The sequence below is a fragment of the Shinella sp. CPCC 101442 genome, assembly GCF_024704725.1.
GTDB lineage: Bacteria > Pseudomonadota > Alphaproteobacteria > Rhizobiales > Rhizobiaceae > Shinella.
The window spans coordinates 729,483-749,059 of record NZ_JALIQS010000001.1; the positions used below are offsets into that span (position 1 = coordinate 729,483).

At 63.9% G+C, this 19,577-nt stretch carries 14 protein-coding genes; 2 read left to right on the plus strand and 12 right to left on the minus strand.

Translation table 11 applies throughout. The features are described 5' to 3' along the window. Window positions 1-178: 178 nt before the first annotated feature. Window positions 179-838 carry a GntR family transcriptional regulator gene (locus tag MUO32_RS03345; protein WP_257946811.1) on the plus strand — a complete coding sequence of 220 codons (660 nt, stop codon included), beginning with the start codon at window positions 179-181 and terminating at the stop codon, window positions 836-838. On the opposite strand, the gene MUO32_RS03350 is transcribed toward MUO32_RS03345, so the two are convergent. Further along, window positions 835-2,847 (minus strand): bifunctional diguanylate cyclase/phosphodiesterase, encoded by a 2,013-nt coding sequence (locus tag MUO32_RS03350; protein WP_257946812.1) that lies wholly within the window; start codon window positions 2,845-2,847, stop codon window positions 835-837. The two genes, MUO32_RS03345 and MUO32_RS03350, sit on opposite strands and share 4 nt — an antisense overlap. A gap of 549 nt (window positions 2,848-3,396) precedes the next feature. Between MUO32_RS03350 and MUO32_RS03355 the strand changes: the two genes are divergently transcribed. Next, window positions 3,397-4,200 carry an alpha/beta fold hydrolase gene (locus MUO32_RS03355; protein WP_257946813.1) on the plus strand — a complete coding sequence of 268 codons (804 nt, stop codon included), beginning with the start codon at window positions 3,397-3,399 and terminating at the stop codon, window positions 4,198-4,200. On the opposite strand, the gene MUO32_RS03360 is transcribed toward MUO32_RS03355, so the two are convergent. The 11 genes from MUO32_RS03360 to MUO32_RS03410 all read right to left on the minus strand — a co-directional run bounded on the left by MUO32_RS03360 (window position 4,197) and on the right by MUO32_RS03410 (window position 19,432). After that, on the minus strand, window positions 4,197-5,822 hold the full coding sequence (locus MUO32_RS03360; RefSeq protein WP_257946814.1) for a GMC family oxidoreductase: 1,626 nt from the start codon (window positions 5,820-5,822) through the stop codon (window positions 4,197-4,199). The genes MUO32_RS03355 and MUO32_RS03360 overlap by 4 nt on opposite strands. Further along, the gene (locus MUO32_RS03365; RefSeq protein ID WP_257946815.1) at window positions 5,819-7,348 is read right to left on the minus strand and encodes an FGGY-family carbohydrate kinase; all 1,530 of its coding nucleotides are present in this window, start codon (window positions 7,346-7,348) and stop codon (window positions 5,819-5,821) included. The genes MUO32_RS03360 and MUO32_RS03365 overlap by 4 nt, the downstream gene beginning before the upstream one ends. Window positions 7,349-7,377: 29 nt before the next feature. After that, window positions 7,378-8,196, minus strand: a complete 819-nt coding sequence (locus tag MUO32_RS03370) for a class I fructose-bisphosphate aldolase (RefSeq protein WP_257947159.1) — start codon at window positions 8,194-8,196, stop codon at window positions 7,378-7,380. Continuing rightward, the gene (locus MUO32_RS03375) at window positions 8,193-9,941 is read right to left on the minus strand and encodes a glycerol-3-phosphate dehydrogenase/oxidase (RefSeq protein WP_257946816.1); all 1,749 of its coding nucleotides are present in this window, start codon (window positions 9,939-9,941) and stop codon (window positions 8,193-8,195) included. The genes MUO32_RS03370 and MUO32_RS03375 overlap by 4 nt, the downstream gene beginning before the upstream one ends. A 12-nt stretch (window positions 9,942-9,953) precedes the next feature. Continuing rightward, the gene (locus tag MUO32_RS03380; RefSeq protein WP_257946817.1) at window positions 9,954-10,949 is read right to left on the minus strand and encodes an aldo/keto reductase; all 996 of its coding nucleotides are present in this window, start codon (window positions 10,947-10,949) and stop codon (window positions 9,954-9,956) included. Then, a complete protein-coding gene (locus MUO32_RS03385) occupies window positions 10,946-11,953 on the minus strand; it encodes a sugar-binding transcriptional regulator (protein WP_257946818.1) in 1,008 nt (335 codons plus the stop codon). Before MUO32_RS03385 ends, MUO32_RS03380 begins: the two co-directional genes overlap by 4 nt. A 1-nt stretch (window position 11,954) precedes the next feature. Further along, the gene (locus MUO32_RS03390) at window positions 11,955-12,944 is read right to left on the minus strand and encodes an ABC transporter permease (RefSeq protein ID WP_257946819.1); all 990 of its coding nucleotides are present in this window, start codon (window positions 12,942-12,944) and stop codon (window positions 11,955-11,957) included. Between the two features lie 22 nt (window positions 12,945-12,966). Next, complete coding sequence (locus MUO32_RS03395) at window positions 12,967-14,493, minus strand: sugar ABC transporter ATP-binding protein (RefSeq protein WP_257946820.1); 1,527 nt, start codon at window positions 14,491-14,493, stop codon at window positions 12,967-12,969. Between the two features lie 66 nt (window positions 14,494-14,559). Then, window positions 14,560-15,588 carry a substrate-binding domain-containing protein gene (locus MUO32_RS03400; protein WP_244761833.1) on the minus strand — a complete coding sequence of 343 codons (1,029 nt, stop codon included), beginning with the start codon at window positions 15,586-15,588 and terminating at the stop codon, window positions 14,560-14,562. 494 nt (window positions 15,589-16,082) lie between these two features. Next, window positions 16,083-18,524: an FAD-dependent oxidoreductase gene (locus MUO32_RS03405; RefSeq protein ID WP_257946821.1), complete on the minus strand. Its 2,442-nt coding sequence runs from the start codon at window positions 18,522-18,524 to the stop codon at window positions 16,083-16,085. Next, window positions 18,521-19,432 carry a choline/ethanolamine kinase family protein gene (locus tag MUO32_RS03410; RefSeq protein ID WP_257946822.1) on the minus strand — a complete coding sequence of 304 codons (912 nt, stop codon included), beginning with the start codon at window positions 19,430-19,432 and terminating at the stop codon, window positions 18,521-18,523. Before MUO32_RS03410 ends, MUO32_RS03405 begins: the two co-directional genes overlap by 4 nt. Window positions 19,433-19,577 lie beyond the last annotated feature (145 nt).

The following is a 19,577-nucleotide window of genomic DNA, read 5'->3' on the forward strand; positions in this document are numbered from 1 at the left end:
ACACAAAAATGTCAATATTGTTCAACAATATTTCGGTATCGTTCCTTATTATGGCCGCTTTACCAACCACATAGCACCAGATTCGCCACAATTTCCGACCCCATTGCACTTGCATTCATGCTAAGGGCAGACGGGAAAGTGGGTCGCCGGGCACAACCTGTCCGGCAGGGAGAATGACATGACGGAAGACGGAGAAGGCCTGCCGCTGGCGGACCGCTTGGCACGGCACATTCGCACACTGCTGATTTCGGGCGAGCTGTCGCCCGGCCAGCGCCTCTCGGAAGCAGCCTTCAGCGAGCGCTTCGACGTCTCGCGCAATTCGCTGCGCGAAGCCTTCCGCCTGCTGACCAAGGACGGGCTTTTGCGCCACGAGGCCAATCGCGGCGTCTTCGTCACCGTCCCGTCCATGTCTTCGGTCATCGATATCTACCGCGTACGGCGCATGCTGGAATGCGGCGCGCTGCGCCAGGCCTGGCAGCAGCATCCGGCAATCCGGGTGATGCGCGAGGCAGTCAACAATGCGCGCGAGCAACGTGATCGGGGCGACTGGGTCGGCGTCGGCAGCGCCAACATGATCTTTCACACCGCCATCATAGATCTCTCGGACAGCGCGCGGCTGACCGAATTCTACGAGCGCATCTCGGCGGAACTGCGCCTCTGCTTCGGGCTCTTGAACGACCCCGAGCACCTGCACTCGCCCTTCGTCGACATGAACGACGCGATCGTCACCCTTCTGGAAGAGGGAAAGCCGGCGGAGGCCGCCGCGCTGATGGAGACCTATCTCAACCTCGCCGAACGCACGATGCTGAAGGCGCTGGAGCGAGCCGAGCAGGCTTAAGCGACGCCGGCACGGCGCAGCGGGATGACGGAGCCTGTGGCGTCCGGCAGGAACGGTTCCGGGCGGCCGAGGAAGTAGCCCTGCGCATAATCGACGCCGATCGTGCGGAGCGCGGCGAGGATGTCCGCGTTCTCCACGAACTCGGCGATCGTCCGTCGGCCGGCGAGATGCGAAATCTGGTTGATCATCTCGACCGTCATCCAGTCCGCCTTGTCCGTCAGCATGTCGCGCACGAAACTGCCGTCGATCTTCACATAGTCGACGGGCAGGCGCTTCAGATAGGTCAGCGAGGACATGCCGACGCCGAAATCGTCGAGCGCGAAGCGGCAGCCCATGGCGCGCATGGCGTTCATGAAGGCGATGGCCTCGTCGAGGTTTTCGATGGCACTCGTTTCGGTGATCTCGAAGCAGAGCACATCCGCCGGCACGCGGCTGCGATGCAGCGCCTCGCGCAGGAAGGGCAGGAACGTCTCGTCCTTCAGCGTCAGGCCACTGAGATTGATCGAATAGGTGCCGGTCGCAACGCCCTTGCGCTGGCCGATGACGTCGAGCGCATGGCGCACGACCCAGCGATCGAGGGCAGGCATCAGGCCGAAGCGCTCGGCCGCAGGAATGAAAGCGCCCGGCGCGAGCAACCTGCCGTTCTCTTCCAGGCGCAGCAGAATTTCACAGTGCTCCGCCGGTGCCTCGTCGCCGTCGATGGTGGCGATTTCCTGGCAATACAACTGGAAGCGGTCTTCCTCCAGCGCGCGATGCAGACGCTGCACCCAGTTGAGATTGGCGGTGAACTGGGTCTGCGCCGCATCCGTCGTCTCGAAGACATGCACGCGGTTGCGGCCCTTCTCCTTTGCCATGTAGCAGGCGATATCGGCCGCCCGCAGCGCCTCCTGCGGCGTAAAGCGCCGTTCGGCGAGATGAACGACGCCGATGCTGGCGCTGATCGAGTAACGATGACCATTCCAGACGAAATCGATCGCTTCGGCAATCTCGCGCAGCCGCAGGGCGATACGGAGTGCATCTTCCGGCGAGCAGTTCGGCAAAATGATGCCGAATTCGTCGCCGCCCAGGCGGGCGAGCAGATCCGTACCACGAATGGCCTTGTCGAGATCGCGCGAAATGCGGCGCAGCAGCTCGTCGCCGGCCGCATGGCCGCCATTGTCGTTGACGGCTTTGAACTGGTCGAGATCGATGAACATCAGCGCATGGCGACTGCCGGGTTGCTCCAGTGCGCGGGTTAGCCGCTCCTCGAAGAGCCGGCGATTCGGCAGACCGGTGAGGCCGTCATGATTGGCATTGTGGGAAAGCTGGCCCTCGATATTGCGGCGATGCGCCAGGAAACTGTTCAGCCGCCAGACGATCAGCAGGATGAAAACCAGCGCCATCGCGGCATTGCTGATGAAGAGGACGGTCTGCACCTGCCGCATCCCCTCCCCCAGCCGGTCCGAGAAGCGCCTCGTAAGGGGCGTGACGAGCGCGTTTATCTCGTCGAGCTGGCGGGTGATGTCGCGACGATCGACCTCATTGATATGCCGCGAGGCATCGATCGCTTCGCCGATCGGGATCAACTGCATCAGCACGCCCTCGGCCGTGCGCCAGTCGCGGATGCTGGCCTCCATGACCGGAAGCCAACGGAAGTACCGGAAGAGCCAGATGATGTTCGGAATGTCGTCAGGATGGTTGCCGGCGGCGAGGAAGCCCCTGAAGGCCGCATCTACATCAGGCGGATCGGCCTCCAGCGCCAACCGCGCCGCACGATCGCCCATCGGCATCGCCATCGCCTCGTGATAGCGCGCGACGAAGGCGCGGTTGCCGGATTCGGCATAGCGGTTGAGGTAGTAGAGAGCGTCATGCTGGCCTTTCGACCAGAGGCTCTCGCCCGTCACGAAGGCACGCAGCGACGAGGTCACCTGCAGGCTGAAGGTGGCAAGCGCGGTCTGCAGAAGGACGATGAGAACGAACGGCCAGGCGACGGCGATAAGGCGCAGTGTCGTTTTTGGGGACTGCGTCATGCAAAACCCCGGCTCTGCAGGTAAAAGGTTGCCGTGCCGCGGGCCGGTTGCCTTTGCCTGTTCGCGATCACCGTCGTCTTGCCTGCCAGTCTCATTACGCGCATCCCTGCCCATGGCGACCGGAAATCCGGGTTATGCGCCACTACGTCAGCAAGGGGATTGGAGCACAAGAGCGTAATGAAAGTGCTAATGCAACCAAAAGATTGCATTCTATCTGCGTCATTTCGAACGGATCTTTTTTCACAACGCCAAGGGCAGGCAAAAAAAATGGGCCAGCGAAAATCGCGGCCCATTGAAGTGTGAAGGTTAAAAACCTCCAGAGGGGAACAGCTGATGCGGCGGCACTGGGAGGAAAACCGCCGTGTGCATCAACTGCATGCACTATGCCCAGTTTTTGACCAGATGGAAAACATTTATTGTGCAATGCAGCTATGCAAATGCCGCGCTGCTCACCACCGGTTTCGCGGCCGGCTTTCTGCAGTTTTTTCCCGGAGATGTCGGAAGGCGGCCCCGCTGCGCGTCTTTTGTGAAAGGTGGGAGGAGAGACCGATGCTTACAGATGACGATCTCGTGCGGTTCGAGCGGCAGGGCACACCGCCGCTGCCTTCAGCTCTCGTGGAAGGTCATGTCGAAAACGACGGCGCTCGGATCTGGCATGCGGTCTTTGGCAACGGGCCGGCCGTCATCCTACTGCATGGCGGGCTCGGCAATGCCGGGAACTGGGGAAACCAGGTGCCGGCGCTTGTCGCCGCGGGCAAGACGGTCATCGCCATCGACAGCCGCGGCCATGGACGCAGCACCCGCGATGCCGGACCGTTCAGCTATGTCCGCATGGCCGGCGATATCGTGGCGGTGATGGATCATCTCGGTATCGGAAAAGCTAGCCTCCTCGGCTGGAGCGATGGCGGCTGCACCGCGCTCATCCTCGCCGACCGGCATCCGGAGCGCGTCGACAGCGTCTTTTTCTTCGCCTGCAACATGGATCCGGGCGGCACGCTCGAGTTCCGGCCGACGCCCGTGCTCGACCGCTGTTTCCACCGGCACCGCCTGGACTACGAGGCCCTGTCGGCAACGCCCGACATCTTCGACACGTTCGTCGCCGACGTTTCGCGGATGATGGAGACCGAACCGAACTACACCGCTGAAGACCTTGCCGGGATCGCGGTCCCCGTCACCATCGTGCTCGGCGAGCACGATGAATTCATCCGCCGCGAGCATGCCGCCTATCTCGCACAGACCATTCCGGGAGCCACACTCGCCATCCTCCCCGGCGTCAGCCATTTCGCGCCGCTACAGCGGCCGGCGCTCTTCAACGACGCTGTTTTGCACTTCCTTGACCGGATCGGCCGTTAGGCCCGCTCCAGCATCGCCTCCGCCGCCTTTTCCGCGATCATGATCACGGGCGAGTTCGTGTTGCCGGAAACGATGGTCGGCATGATGGAGGCATCGACGACGCGCAGCCGGTCGAGCCCGTGCACACGCAGTCTGGCATCCACCACGGCCATGGGGTCGCTGCCCATCTTGCAGGTGCCGACAGGATGGAAGATCGTCGTTGCGATATCGCCGGCGCGGCGGATCAACTCCTCCTCGCTCTGATATTCGCGACCGGGGAGCATTTCCTGCGGACGGAATTGCGCGATCGCCCTGGCCTGCATGAGACTGCGCGCGTGGCGGATGGATTTGGCCGCCAGCAACCGGTCGCCTGCGGTCGAAAGGTAGTTTGGCCGGATTTCCGGCGGAAGCCCGGCATCGCGCGCCGTCACATGCACCGTTCCGCGGCTTTCGGGCCTGAGATTGCAGACGGATACCGTCACCGCCGGATAGCGGTGCAGCGGTTCGCCGAGCCGGTCGGTGCTGAGCGGCTGGACATGGTATTCGAGATCGGCCGTGGCGACGGCCGGATCGCTCTTGGCGAAGATGCCGAGCTGGCTCGGCGCCATGGAGAGCGGACCGGAGCGCCGAAACGCATATTGCAGTCCCATGCCGGCACGGCTGAAGAGATTGTGGTAAAGCTGGTTCAGCGTGCGCGCACCCTCGATTTTGAAGACCGTGCGGATCTGCAGATGATCCTGCAGGTTCTCGCCGACGCCCCTCAGCTCGTGCTGCACGGGGATCCCGAGGCCGGACAGCAGGTCCGGTCGGCCGACGCCCGACAATTCCAGGATCTTCGGCGAGTTGATCGCCCCGGCCGACAGCACGACCTCGCGCGAGGCCCGCGCGATGCAGAGCCGTCCGCCGAGGCGGAAGCGCACGCCTGTCACGGCCCTGCCGTCGAATTCCAGCCGCTCCGTCTCGGCACCGGTGAGAACGCGCAGGTTCCTGCGCTTCATCGCGGGGCGCAGGAACGCCTTCGTCGTGTTCCACCGCACGCCGCCGCGTTGGTTGACCTCGAAGTAACCCGAGCCCTCGTTGTCGCCGTCGTTGAAATCCTCGGTCTTGCGGATACCAAGCTCTTCAGCCGCATCACGAAAGGCGTCGAGGATCGGCCAGGAGAGGCGTTGGCGCTCGACGCGCCATTCCCCGCCTGCCCCGTGCATGGCCGAGTTTCCGCGGTAGTTGTCTTCCGACTTCACGAAATAGGGCAGCACGTCGTCCCAGCTCCAGCCGGCATTGCCCGCCTGCCGCCAGCCGTCGTAATCCGCCGCCTGGCCGCGCATGTAGATCATGCCGTTGATCGACGAGCAGCCGCCGAGCAACTTTCCACGGGGGTAATTCAGCGCACGACCGTTGAGGCCGGCTTCCGCCGCCGTCTTCATCATCCAGTCGGTACGCGGATTGCCCATGCAGTAGAGATAGCCGATCGGCACATGGACCCAATGGTAACGGTCCGAGCCGCCCGCCTCGAGCAGCAGAACCCGGTTCTTCGGATCGGCCGAAAGGCGGTTGGCCAGAACGCATCCGGCCGAACCGGCACCGACGACGATGAAATCGTACGTGCCTTCATCGACGGGTGTTTCGCTTACATGCTGGTTCACGCCGCAACTCCCGTTGCCATTCTTTCCGAAGCCGACAACCGCCGCCAGAGCGGGGCCATCGCCTCGGCGATGTCCTTGTAGAGTGCGTAGCGCCTGGCGTAGTGGGCGCCAAGGGCTGCATTCGGCCTGTAATGCCGCTCCATGCGGACCATGGCCTCCGCCCCCTCGGTGAAGTCGGCAAAGAGGCCGACGCCCGTACCCGCCGCAATCGCCGCACCGAGTGCGCCCGTTTCCCGCGAAGCGGCAACCGAGACCGGCACGCCGAGCACATCGGCGAATATCTGCGGCCAGAGCGTGCTGCGCGATCCGCCGCCCGACAGCACCGCTTCCTCGAACCTAGCGCCTGCCTTGCGGATCGTCTCGATATGCTGGCGATGGCCGAAGGCGACGCCTTCCAGCAGAGCCCGCACCAGATGCCCCTTGGTGTGCCAGCCGGCCATGCCGTAGAAACCCGCCCTTGCGTGGCCATCCTGCTGGGCGCCATAGAGGTAGGGATGGTAAAGCGGGTCATCCGCGGCGGGCTCGACGGCCGCCGCCAGCGCGCAGCAGGCGTCGAAGGGCGAGACGCCGGCGTGATGGTCGCCTTCAAAGAATTCCCGTACCAGCCATTCGAGATTGGCGGCCGACGTGGCGCTGTTTTCCATCGCCATGTAGCGCGTCCGGTCGAAGGTGGACGACATGAAGACCGGACCGTCGAGATCGGGACCGTCGATGATCACCTGGTTGATGCTCCAGGTGCCGGCGATGACCGAGGCGCTGCCCGTGCGCGAAACACCCGAGCCGAGCGCCGAGGCGACGACGTCGAAGAGCCCGCCGACGACAGGCGTGCCGGCGGCAAGCCCGGTTTCCGCCGCAACAGCCTCGGTCACGCGCCCGGCAATGTCAGCGCTTTCGACGAGCGGCGGCAGGAGGTCCATGCAGTCGCCAAGGCCGTAGGCGTCCATCAGCGCCTTGTCGTAGCGCCGCGCCGCAAGGTCGAGCAGGCCGGCGCCGGACATGTCCGAGACCTCGCTGACGCGTTGCCCCGTCAAGCGGTTGACGACGAAATCCTTGGAATAGAACACCGTACCGATACGCTTGAAGACGTCGGGCCGGTAGCGCTTCAGCCAGGCGAGCAGCGTCGGCGTCTGGGATGGCCAGGGGCGCTGGCGGGCGATCGGATAGGTGCGGTCGCCGACACCTTCGGCCAGCCATTCCTCGACGAGGCCGGTCGCGCGTGTGTCGATAGACTGGATGCCGATCAGTGGCTCGCCGCTCCTGTCGAGCGCATAGAGCCCGTTGCCGTGGCCGGCGCAGCCGATCGCAGCGATATCGCTTGCCGCGATGCCCGCCTTGTCGAGGCAGATACGGATAACGCGTCGGGCATTGGCCCAGAGCTCGCCGAGATCCCGCTCGACATGGCCGGGGCACGGCATGCGGCTGTGCCCCTCCTCCCCGGCATGGGCGAGCTCACGGCCCTCAAGATCGAAGATGACAGCCTTGATGACCGTGTTGCCCGCATCGAGCCCCAGAAGATATTTTTGCATGTGGAACCCCTCCCAGGTTCGTCGACCCGTTATCCCTGCTGATAGAGCGAAAAAGCCTCCTCGCCGCTCGCATCCGCATGGATGATCGCCATCAGCCCGCGCACCACGGCGCTCGGATTGGCGTGCTGGTAGATGTTGCGTCCATAGACCATGCCCATTGCACCCTGTCGCATCAAGGCGGCAGATTTCGCGAAGACGGCGGAAAGGTCTTCCTTACCGCCGCCGCGCACCAGAACCGGGCAGCGCGCCGCCTCGACGACACGGTGGAAATCCTCGGCATTGGTCGTCGGGTCGGCCTTGACGATATCGGCGCCCATCTCGCGGGCAAGCCGCGTCAGGGTGACGATCTTGTCCGCATCGCCATCCACCATGTAGCCGCCGCGTTCGGTGACGGGCTGCATGACGAGCGGCTCGATCATCAGCGGCATGCCGTATTTCTCGCAATCGGCCCGAACGCGCGAAATGTTCTGCACGCACTGGCGGAAGAGATCGGGCTCATCCGGCAGCATGAAGAGGTTCACGACCACACAGGCCGCATCCATCTGCAATGCCCCGATCAGCGGCTCGGCCTCGTTCTGCAGCACGGCCCACATGTCGCGGTGGCGAATGCGATTGTAGGGATTGCCCATGTCGATGCGCATGACGAGCGCCGGCTTGTCCTTGCCGGGGATGTCCTGCAGCAGGTCGGCCTGGCCATAGTTCATCTGGATCGCATCCGGCCCCGCATCGACCAGCGCCTTCACAACGGTCGGCACGTCTTCCAGTCCGTCCAGGAAGGACGGTTCGTTGCACACACCATGATCGATCGCCACATCCAGGCAACGGCCATTGCCGAACAGCCGGTTCATCCGGACCTTGCGGTTGTCTCGCATACTTCACTCCTGTGTTCGTTCCTTGCGGAAAGGGTTTGTTCGGTGACGCCGTGGCGTTCACGCATGAGGGTTAGAAAACGGATGCGCTCATCGGCGATGCGCTGTGCGGACCAGCCCTTTTCGGCGGCAAGCAGCTCGAGCACGGCCTCGGCCATGGCAAGCGAAAGCTCGCCGGAAATCGCAAGCGTCGTACGGCGCAGCAGCATGTCGTCCAGGTGCTCGGCCGCCTCGGCGCGGATGAGATATTGGAGTTCCCGCGTGCTGTAGAGAGCGTGCGGCAGCGGTTGATCCGGTTTCGCCGCGATAAAACGGGCGATATCCTCGGCCTCCGTGCCGTAGCGCTCGAAGAGAACCGCGAGGCGCACGACGGAAAGACCTGTCGATGCAGCAAGGTTGCGGATCCAGGCGTCGCGATCTTTCGGGAAGACGCGCCCGCCGCCGATCGCTCGTTCCGCCGTATCGACACGGCGTGTCACGCCCAGCTGTTCCAGCGCCATGTCTGCGGCGAGCTCGCCGAAGGAGCGGAAGGTCGTCCACTTGCCGCCGATCATGCAGAGCACCGGCGGCCCGCCGTTCCGGCCGTCCAGCACGGTGCAGAAATGGTCGCGCGGGATGCGGCCGGTAAAACTGTCCTTGCTGGCCGGCAGCGGGCGCACGCCGGCAAACTGGAAGACGATCTCCTCCGGCCGGATTGTGACGCCCGGCAGCACGAAGGCGAGCGATTGCAGGATGTAGTCGCGTTCATCCGCCTCGCAGCGCACCGTGCCGGGGTCATCGACGCGGATATCCGTCGAGCCGACCAGCACCTTGCCGAGATAGGGGAACAGGATGCAGATGCGGCCGTCCTCGTTCTCGTAATAGATCATGTGACCGTCGAGCATGTCGCGCAGCCGCGGGTTATCGACGATGAGATGCGATCCCTTGGTGCCCCCCACCAGCGGCGCCGGCCTCGCCTCGCTTGGAAACAGCGTGGCGTTCGCAATGTCGATCCAGCCGCCCGTCGCGTTGATGATCAGGCGCGGCTCAAGCGGGAGCGCCTCGCCGGACAGGCCGTCGCGCAGGACGAAGCGACCGGCACCGGCCTCCTCGATCGTCGCATAGTTCAACGCACCTGCATTCGGACCGGCAGACAGGCCATCGCGCAACAGCTCGATGCCGATGCGCTCGGGATGGCTGACCCAGGCGTCGAAATAGGTCGCGGAATTGCGGACCGACGGATTGAGCGCCGGCCATTTCGAGAGCGTCGCCCTGCGGCTGCGGAACTGATGCTTCGGCATCAGCGCGCGCTTGCGCGTCAGGAAATCGTAGATGCCGAGGCCCGCCTTGATGGCGATGGCGCCGCGGCGGCTGGGGCGGCGGGTGAGGCCGAGAAAACGCACCACACCGTTGGCGAGTCCGGAAAAAGTGTCGAAGATCGGCACCGTGGTCGGCAGCGGTGCGACATAGTGGGGAGCATTGCGCAGCAACCGGTCACGCTCGACGAGCGATTCCTTGACGAGGCTGAACTCGCCGTTTTCCAGGTAGCGCAGGCCGCCATGCACCATGCGCGAGAGTGCAGCACTCGCGCCGGAGCAATAGTCCGCCTGCTCGACGAGCAGCACGTCGACGCCCTGCAGCGCCAGCTCGCGGAAGACGCTGAGCCCGTTGATGCCGCCGCCGAGGACGCACACGTCCACCTTCGGGCTCTCACGAAGCCCGTGCAATGTCTCTGTCCGGTTCATGATGACAGTCCGTTATCCGTCCATATTGGCCAGTTTTGCCGCTATACCGGCGTCGATGGCCGCAAGATCGTCCGCATTGAGCCGGAGTGTGCCGGCCCGGGCATTGTCGAGCGCCTGCGCCGGATTTCGGGCGCCGCAGAGCGCGAAGGTGACGCCCGGCTGCGCCAGCGTCCAGGCGATCACCACCTGCGCGATGCTGGCGCCATGCCGCTCCGCGATCGCGCGGATCGCGTCGGAAAAATCCGTCGCCTTCTGCCGGTTGGCGACCGAGAAACGTGGATTGTCCTTGCGCTGGTCGTCGCCGGCAAACACCCGGTCCGGTCCGATCGTGCCGGAGAGCAGACCGAGCGCCAGCGAGGAGTAGCTCAGCGTCGAAACGCCGCTGGCAAGAGTGAGCGGCAGCAGGTCCGCCTCGATCTCGCGATCGATCATGCTGAACCGCTCCTGGATCGCGTCGAGCGACCCGGTAGCAATATACTGTTCGAGTTCCGACCGGTTGACATTGCTCGCACCGATCGCCCGGATCTTTCCGGCCTTTTTCAGCTCCTGCAGCGCCGCGACCGTCTCCTCGATGGGCGTGGTCGGGTCCTGCCAGTGCGTGATGTAGAGGTCGATATAGTCAGTGCCGAGCCGGCGCAGGCTTTCCTCGACCTCATGGATGATCCCGTCGCGGCCGAGATAGCGGTGGACCGGCTTGCCGTCCTGATCGAAGAAATGATTGCCCTTCGCGGTGTGCCAGACGAGGCCGCATTTCGTGGCGATGACGGCCTTGTCGCGGCGCCCGGCAAGGGCCTTGCCGACGATCTCCTCCGAGCGGCCGAGGCCGTAGGCGGGCGCGGTGTCGATGAGCGTCACGCCAGCCTCGAGCGAGGCCTGGATGGCTGCGATGGATTGCGCCTCGTCCGTGCCGCCCCACATCCAGCCGCCGATTGCCCAGGTGCCGAGGCCGACGGCGGAGGCATTTACGCCGGAGCGTCCGATTGGACGGGTCAACTGTTCGCCGTTCATGCACAAAGTCCTTCTTCGGATGCCAGTTCAAGGATGCGCGCACCGGTCGCCTCGTCGGTGACGAGCGTGTCGAGATGGTTGCCGCGCAGCACGCTGAGGATGGAGCCGGCCTTGTTGAGGCCGCTCGCCACGCCGATCTTCGCCGGGATGGATTCGAATTCTCCGAGCGTCAGCGAAACCAGCGCGCGGTTGAGGCTGTAGTCGCAGACCCGACCCTCGCCATCCAGCAGATGGGCAAGAAGTTCCGCGCTCGCGCCGGAATGTTCGATGGCGTTGCGGTCTTCGCTGGAGGAGGGATGCAGGTCGTAATAGGTCGAATCCTGGCTCAGGATCGAGCCGATACCGACCACCGCGACCTTGGCCTCGCGTGCCCGCTGAAAGACGTCGGCGACGGAGCGCATGTTCATCAGCATCGCGCGCTGTGCGGCATCGTCGGCAAAGAGCGGCGCATGGATCTGGTAGGAACGTCCGCCCAGCCGGTCGGCCATCATCGTCGAGACGTGATTGACGTCGGTATAGTGTTTTCCCTGCACGCAGCCGGTGGCGGGGATGACCTCGACATCGTAACGGCGCGCGGCCTGCAACCCGGCCACGACGGCACTGACGCCCTTGCCGCCGGTGATGCAGATCGTATCGCCGTCGGCGATCTCTTCCAGAAGCAGCCTCGCAGCCGCCTCCCCCACCGCCTGAAGGGCTGTCTGGGGATTGTCGGAGACGGTCGGCACCACCACGGCGCGGCTGATGCCGCCGAGCGCCAGAAGCCGTTCCTCCAGATCGACCAGCGGCTCCATCGGCGACCTGATCTTGATCTCGACGAGGCCGAGCTGACGGCCGCGCTTGATGAGGCGGTTGACGGTGGCGTGCGACAGCCCGAGCTGGTCGGCGATCTGCGCCTGCGTCAGGCCCTCCAGGAAGTGCAGCACAAGCGCCTGGTGCATCTGGCGGGCGATGACGATCTCTTCACGCGGCGCTGATGTCTTGGGTTTCAGTTTGGCGATCGGCATGTCAGCTGGCCTTCCGCTTGTGCATGAAATGATCGATGGACACGGCCGCGAGCAGGATGCAGCCCTTGATCATGTCCTGCCAGTAGACGGAGACGTTGAGCAGGATCAGCGACGAGGTGACGAGCGAGAGCAGCGCCATGCCGAGGATGGCGCCGAGGACAGTGCCCGATCCGCCGCTGAGCGAGGCCCCGCCGATGACCGCAGCGGCAATGATGTTCAGCTCCATGCCGGCGCCGAAGGTCGGCGTGGCAGCCCCGAAGCGGGACATGTAGATGACCCCTGCGACACCGGCGAGCGTCGAGCACAGCACCGTCACCCAGAATTTCACCTGGTTGGTCTTGATGCCCGAATAGAGCGCGGCCTTCTCGTTGCTGCCGGTGTAGAAGACCTTGCGGAAGGCGGTCGCCCGGCGCAGCAGGAAATCGAACAGGATGACGACCGCGACGAAGATCAGGATGACATAGGGAATGCCGTAGAAGGTGCCCTGCCCGACCGCCTTGAAGCCGGCCGGCAGCGTGAAGAGCGAGAGCGGCGTGCCCTTGGTGATGATGAGGCAGAGGCCGCGCACGATCACCATGGCCGCCAGCGACGTGATGAAGTGGTTGAGACCGACGACCGTCACGAAGAAGCCCATGATGCCGCCGATGGCGCTTGAGGCAAGGATGCCGATCAGCGAGGCCGTCCAGGGATCCAGCCCGGCAAGGAAGAGCGAGCCCGACAGCACCATCGCGAAGCAGACGACCGATCCGACGGCAAGGTCGATACCGCCGACGATGAGCAGGATCGTCATGCCGACGACAACGATGCCTTCGACAGAAAAGCTCATCAGCATGGCGCGGAAATTGCCGAGCGTCAGGAAGTGCGGCGAGGCAAAGCTCATGATGAGCCCAAGCGCCAGAATGATCGCGATCAGCCCGGCCTCGCGCATCGTGCCGATACGCTTGAAGGACGATGTTTTGGGTGCTGCCCCCGCCATCGTGTCGATTGCCATTTCCCTCTCTCCCACTTTGTCTTCACGCGGCATGGTCTGCCGCCTTCGCCGCGCCGAGCCCCGAGGCAAGACGGATCACGGCCTCCTCCGACATTTCGTCCGCACCGAGTTCGCCTGCGATACGTCCCTCCCGGACGACCAGAACGCGATCGGAAAGGCCGAGCAGTTCGGGCATTTCCGAGGATATGACGATGATGCCGATGCCCGAGCGCGCAAGATCGCGCAGCAGGCGGTGAATTTCGGTCTTTGCGCCGACATCGATGCCGCGCGTCGGCTCGTCCATCACGATGACCTTCGGCTTCACGGCCAGCTGCTTGGCAATCGCCACCTTCTGCTGGTTGCCGCCGGACAGCGATTTGACGGGCGCTTCGACACCGCTCATGCGCACGGCGAGCCGTTTGGCGAAATCTTCCGCCAGCACCGTTTCCGCGCGGCCGTTCAGGAGGCCGGCGGCGTTTGTCAGCGCCTTCAGATCCAGCACGGAAATGTTCTGCGCGATGGACATGTCGAGAAACACGCCGGAGCCCTTACGGTCCTCCGAGAGATAGACGACGCCGGCCTTCACCGCATCGGAATAGGAATTGATCTTTTGCACCGCGCCATGCAGCCGCACCGCACCCGTGGTGCGCGGGCGAAGGCCGCAAATGCCCTCGGCGATCTCCGTGCGGCCGGAACCGATCAGGCCACCGATGCCGAGGATTTCGCCCCTGCGCAAGTCGAAGCTGACATCCCGGAAGCGCAAGCCGTCGCCGATGCCGTCAACCTCAAGGATGGTTTCATCGGACGCTTCGCTGGCACCGAGCTTGTCGGGATAGAGCTGCGTGATCTCGCGACCCACCATGCGGCGCACCACATCGTCGGGCGTGACGTCCGCGATGCGATCGGTGCAGACATAGCGACCGTCCCGGAACACCGTCACGCGGTCGCAGAGAGAAAAAATCTCGGCCATGCGGTGGCTGATATAGATGATCGAGATGCCGTTGGCCTTGAGGTCGCGAATGATCGAAAAGAGCTGCTGCGCCTCGGTTTCTGTGAGGGCTGCGGTCGGCTCGTCGAGGATCAGCACGCGGCAGTCGAGCGTCAGCGCCTTGGCGATCTCGACGAGCTGCTGGCTGGAAATCGGCAGGTCGGCGACCTTGCGACGAACGTCGATGGCGGCGAGCCGGTTCATGACCTTCTGCGCGTCCCGCTCCAGCGCGCCATAATTCATGAAGGGCGAGCGGCGGCGGTTGGTGGCCGCCATGAACATGTTTTCGGCCACCGTCGCATCTGGGCAGAGCGCGATTTCCTGATGCACCAGGCCGATGCCGAGCGACTGGGCGACGGCAGGGGAAGCGATGCGCACCGGCTGGCCGTCGACGCGAACTTCGCCTTCGGTTGGCTGCAGGACGCCGGCGATGATGTTCATCAGCGTCGACTTTCCGGCACCGTTTTCGCCGCAGAGCGCATGGACCTCGCCGCGTTCGAGCGTGAAGTCGACATCCGTCAACGCCTTCACCGCTCCGAAATGCTTGGTCACGCCATGAATGGTGAGCACCGGCTCCGCCATCGTCTTCCTCCTACTCCTTCCGAGACCATCCGCGCCGTTAGACGCGGATGGTATTCGCTCGGGAGATTACTCCTCGATACCCTTGGTGCCGCGGCGCTTCAGGTACTTGTCCCAGTAGAAGTCGTCGGCGTTTTCAGCGGTCACGATGGACAGGCCGTTGTCGACGACCGGAATGCTCATCGGGTTGAAACCCGAGCGCTTGGCGTCGTTCATCGGGTCGATGAGTTCCGGGTGCTTGGCGAGCCACAGCAGCATGAAGCCCATGTAACCCTGCATGCCCTGGTTCGGGTTGATCGAACCGAAGACTTCGCCGGCCTTGATCATGTCGAGGATATTGGCGTTGACGTCGGCGCACATGACGAGGACCTTGCCGCCGGCTTCCTTGTTGGCCTGTGCCGCGCCGATCGCCGAGTTGGCTTCCGGCATGAAGACCGCGCCGAGGTTCGGATTGGCCTGAATGAGGCTCGACAGGCCCTGATAGGCCTTGGTCGGATCCTGGTTGGAGGCCGCGCGGCCGACCAGCTTCATGTCCGGCCACTTCTCTTCCATGCGGGCGATGAAGGCCGTGATGCGCTTGTCGTGATTGTCCTGGCCCGGATTTTCCAGGACCGCATATTCGCCCTTGCCGCCCATCTTCTCGGCGATCGCGTCGGCTGCATAGGAGCCTTCGCGGTTGTTGTCCGAGGTGATGAAGGAAACGCGCTTGGACAGCGGCGAGTCGGCGGCAAACGTCACGACGGCCGTGCCCTGGTCGATGGCGCGGTTGATCGGCTCGATGAACGGGTCGGAGTTCATCGGATGAACGAGAATACCGGCCGGGTTCTGTGCGAGCGCCTGGTCGAAGGTGGCGATCTGCTTGTTGACGTCATATTCCGGCGTGCCGGTATATTCCGTCTCGCAGCCGAGCTGCTGGCCGGCCTGCTTGAACATCTCATAGACCGGGAACCAGTATTCGACGCCCGATACCATGACGTTCATGACGTATTTTTCGCCCGGCTTGCAGCGGAACGGATTTTCCGTTTCAGCCGCGGCAGCGCCGGCAAAAAGCGTGGTCGCAAGGACCGCCATGGCGGTCGTCGTGAAAAAAGTGCGCAAGTGTCCTCCTCGGGGCGCAAAAGCCCCTCCCAAAAAGCCCGTGGGCGTCGGTTTCGACGCCGCTGATCTCAGTGAAGACCGGCTTCCTCCTCGAAGTCCGGTATGAGCAGCTAACCGTATTGCACATTACGTGTCAATATAATTCACACAATGAAATATATTTCATGTTATCGAACTGAAATCAAGGCCGAGCGCTGAAATATCTTTCACACAAGCGATAGCAGACGCCAAGTCCAACGTCGTCCTGCGGTCGTCAGATAAGCCTGCGTGGGGTGATGCCGGTATCGGAGATCGCAGGAGCAAAGGGCGAGAGCAACAAAGGGGATGGGACAGGCCCGCGAAAGGCGCTCACAGGCCGCCAGACGCAGGCACGCCCCTTGCCTGAGCCCCTTTCCTCGTCGAGAAACAAAAACGCGCCAGCGAGCCTCTGAGCGCCCGAAAGCCGCCATGCGTAGATAAAAAAAGAGGGGCCTTCCGCCCCTCCTTCCCATGTTTCAGGCCTTCACCCGCGCAGTTGCCGGGTCGTAGAGCGGCTCCAGATGAATTTTCGCCGGCGTGCGCTCCATCGCGACGACGAGTTCATAGTCGCCGTCACCAAGGAAGTTGTCGTCGATGCCTTCGGCGCGGCGCACATAGCCGTAGCCGATGTTTTTACCGAGCGTGTAGCCGTAGCCGCCACTGGTAAGGTAGCCGACGGGCTCCCCATTGCGCAGGATCGTCTCGCGGCCGACGAGCACGATATCGGGATTATCGACCGTGAAGCCGGCAAAGGCCTTTTTGCGCGGCTCGCCCTGCACGCCTTCCAGCGCCCGGCGGCCGAGGAAGTCGGTATTCTTGCGCAGCTTCACCGCCCAGCCGAGACCGGCATCGAAGGGCGTATCGTTTGGCGTGATATCCGAGCCCCAGGCGCGATAGCCCTTCTCGAGGCGTAGCGATTCCAGCGCGCGGTAGCCGACAGGGCGGATATCGAAAGGCGCGCCCGCCGTCATCAGCGCATCGAAGACCGATCCGATCGCAGCGATCGGCACATGCAGCTCCCAGCCGAGTTCGCCGACATAGGTGACGCGCAGCGCGCGGACATTATGGCCGGCAATGTCGATTTCCCGCACATGGCCGAAGGGGAAAGCGGCATTGGAGACATCCGCATCCGTGACGGCGGCGAGCACGCCGCGCGCCTTAGGGCCCATCAGCGAGAGCGTGCCGAAATCCTCGGTGACGTCGCGCAAGGATACGTCGAGACCGGCCGGAATATGGTCCGCAATCCAGCCGAGATCATGGGTGCGGAAGCCGGTGCCCGTGACGATGTAGAATTTCTCCTCCGAAAGGCGCGCCACCGTCAGGTCCGCCTCGATGCCGCCCCGGGTGTTGAGGAGCTGCGTGTAGGTCAGGCGCCCGGCCGACTTGCCGACATCGTTGGCGCAGATCCAGTCGAGCGCCTTCAGTGCATCCGGCCCCGTCATCTCGTATTTGGCGAAAGACGACTGGTCGAAGATGCCGACGGCCTCGCGCACATGGCGGTGTTCGTCGCCCACGGCGGCAAACCAGTTCTGCCGTCCCATGGAGTAGATATCCTTCGGCTCCGTTCCCTCGGGCGCAAACCAGTTCGGCCGCTCCCAGCCGAGTTTAGAGCCGAACACCGCGCCATGCGCCTTCAGGCGCTCATAGAGCGGCGAGACGACGCGCGGGCGGCCGCTCTCGTATTCCTCGTGCGGAAAACCGATCGTGTAATGCTTGCCATAGGCCTCCAACGTGCGGTCGAGCACCCACTGGCGGTCGCGGTGCATGCCGGCAAAGCGGCGGATATCCACCACCCAGAGATCGAGCGGCGCCTCTCCGTCGACGACCCATTGCGCCAGCACCCAGCCCGCCCCTCCCCCGGAAGCAATACCAAAGGCATTGAAGCCGGCGCCGACGAACATGTTCCTGCATTCCGGTGCCACGCCGAGGATGAAATTGCCGTCGGGCGTAAAACTCTCGGGACCGTTGATCATCTGTTTGACGCCAACGTTTTCGAGCGCCGGCACGCGGGCGATCGCCTCGCCCATATGCTGCTCGAAATGGTCGAAATCGTCGTCGAACAGGCGGAAGGCCCATTCGTCCGGCACATCGCCGGTCGTCCACGGCTGCGGGTTGGGCTCGTAGCCGCCCATGACGAGCCCGCCGACCTCCTCCTTGAAGTAGGTTCGCCGATCGGGATCGCGGATGGTTGGCGCGTCGGTCGAAAGGCCGGGCACCTTTTCCGTGATGATATACTGGTGTTTGACCGGCTGCAGCGGCACGTTGATGCCGGCCATCGCGCCCACCTGCCGCGCCCACTGGCCGGCGCAGTTGACGACCTTCTCGCAAGCGATATCGCCGTGCGTGGTGCGCACACCGCGGATGCGGCCGTCCTCCATGTCGAAGCCCGTGACGCGCACGTTCTCGACGATCTTCGCGCCATGCATGCGGGCACCCTTGGCGAGCGACTGAGTGATGTCGGAGGGGCTCGCCTGCCCGTCCGTCGGCAGCCAGCTGGCGCCGACGAGATCGCCGACCTCCATCAGTGGCCACATCGCCTTGACCTCCTGCGGCGTCAGCAGGTGCATGTCCATGCCGAAGCTCTTGGCGGTCGTGGCGAGGCGGCGGAACTCGGTCCAGCGGTCCTGGTTGGTGGCAAGGCGCAGGCAGCCGCTCATCTTCCAGCCAGTGGCAAGGCCGGTTTCCGCCTCGAGGCCCTTGTAGAGATCGACGGAGTATTTCAGCACGCGGGTAATGGAGGCCGAGGAACGCAGCTGCCCGACCAGGCCTGCCGCATGCCAGGTGGAGCCCGACGTCAGCGTACCCTGCTCCAGCAAGACCACGTCCGCCTTGTGGTCGCGCGCCAGGTGATAGGCCGTCGAGCAGCCGATGATGCCGCCGCCGATGACAACGATCTCGGCATGGGATGGCAGGGTCATGTGTGTGGTTTCCCGTATTGCGATCTGTAGTGGTCGAGCGCCTTGTCGAGGCGGGCGAGATTGTCCGAGGTGTAGCCGACATAGTCGGCGCCGGGCGCGGTGAGATGCAGCTCCGAGACCATGCTCCACATCGCCTCGCGCAGCAGCGAAGCGCATTGCATGGCGGCATGCGAGCGGCGGATTGCCGGATCCGTGGCGCTCCCGAAATAGGCGTCCAGAAAATCCTCCGCCTCTTCAGGCGAAAGCCCCGCATTGGAGGTCGCGCCGGCCAGATCGAACATGGCGGTGGAAAAGCCGGCATATTCGAAATCGATCAGCCAGAGCCGCTCGCCGTCGTCGAGAATGTTAGCCGGCAAAAGATCGTTGTGACCGAAGACGATGGGCAGCGCAGCCTGCGCGGCCTCCAGCTCGTCCGCCAGCGCGAGGTAGCCAGGCAGATGCGGCGCCATGCGGCTATTGCCGGCCTTCAGCGTGCGAGCGTAGTCACGCACCACATGAAAGGGCCAGAAGAGGAAGGCGGCGCCGCTGATTTCCTTCGGCATCTGCGTGTGGAAACGGTGAAGCAGATCGGCAACGCGCCGCCGTTCCGCGACGACCTCCCCTGCCCCATAGGTTTTCGCCCCGAGATAGGCGGACACCATGATGCCGGGCTCGGCATAGCGCACCTCCGGCCCGAATCCGGCCGCATGCGCCGCCCGCGCCGTCATCAATTCGCGATCGCGAAACACGTGGTGGAACGGGTAGTCCTTGCCGAAGCGCACGACATGGCGCCCGGCGCCATCGCTGACGACGTAGCTCTCGTTGCTGATGCCGCCCTTCAGCGGCGCAATCCCGATCCGGCCGTGCCAGCAGGGCATCGCACGAATGCGATCCTCCACGGCGCGGCTGAGCTCGACGTGTCCGTCCATCAACGCTCTCCCCAAGCGGCCGCGCGGATGTACCGCGTGCCTTGCCGGAGCGCCGTTCCCTATTGGTCTTGTTGGTCGCCCCGCGTCGACAATCTCATGCAGGATGAAAGCGGGTGTCAATCCTCAAATGTGGCTTTTTCTGTTT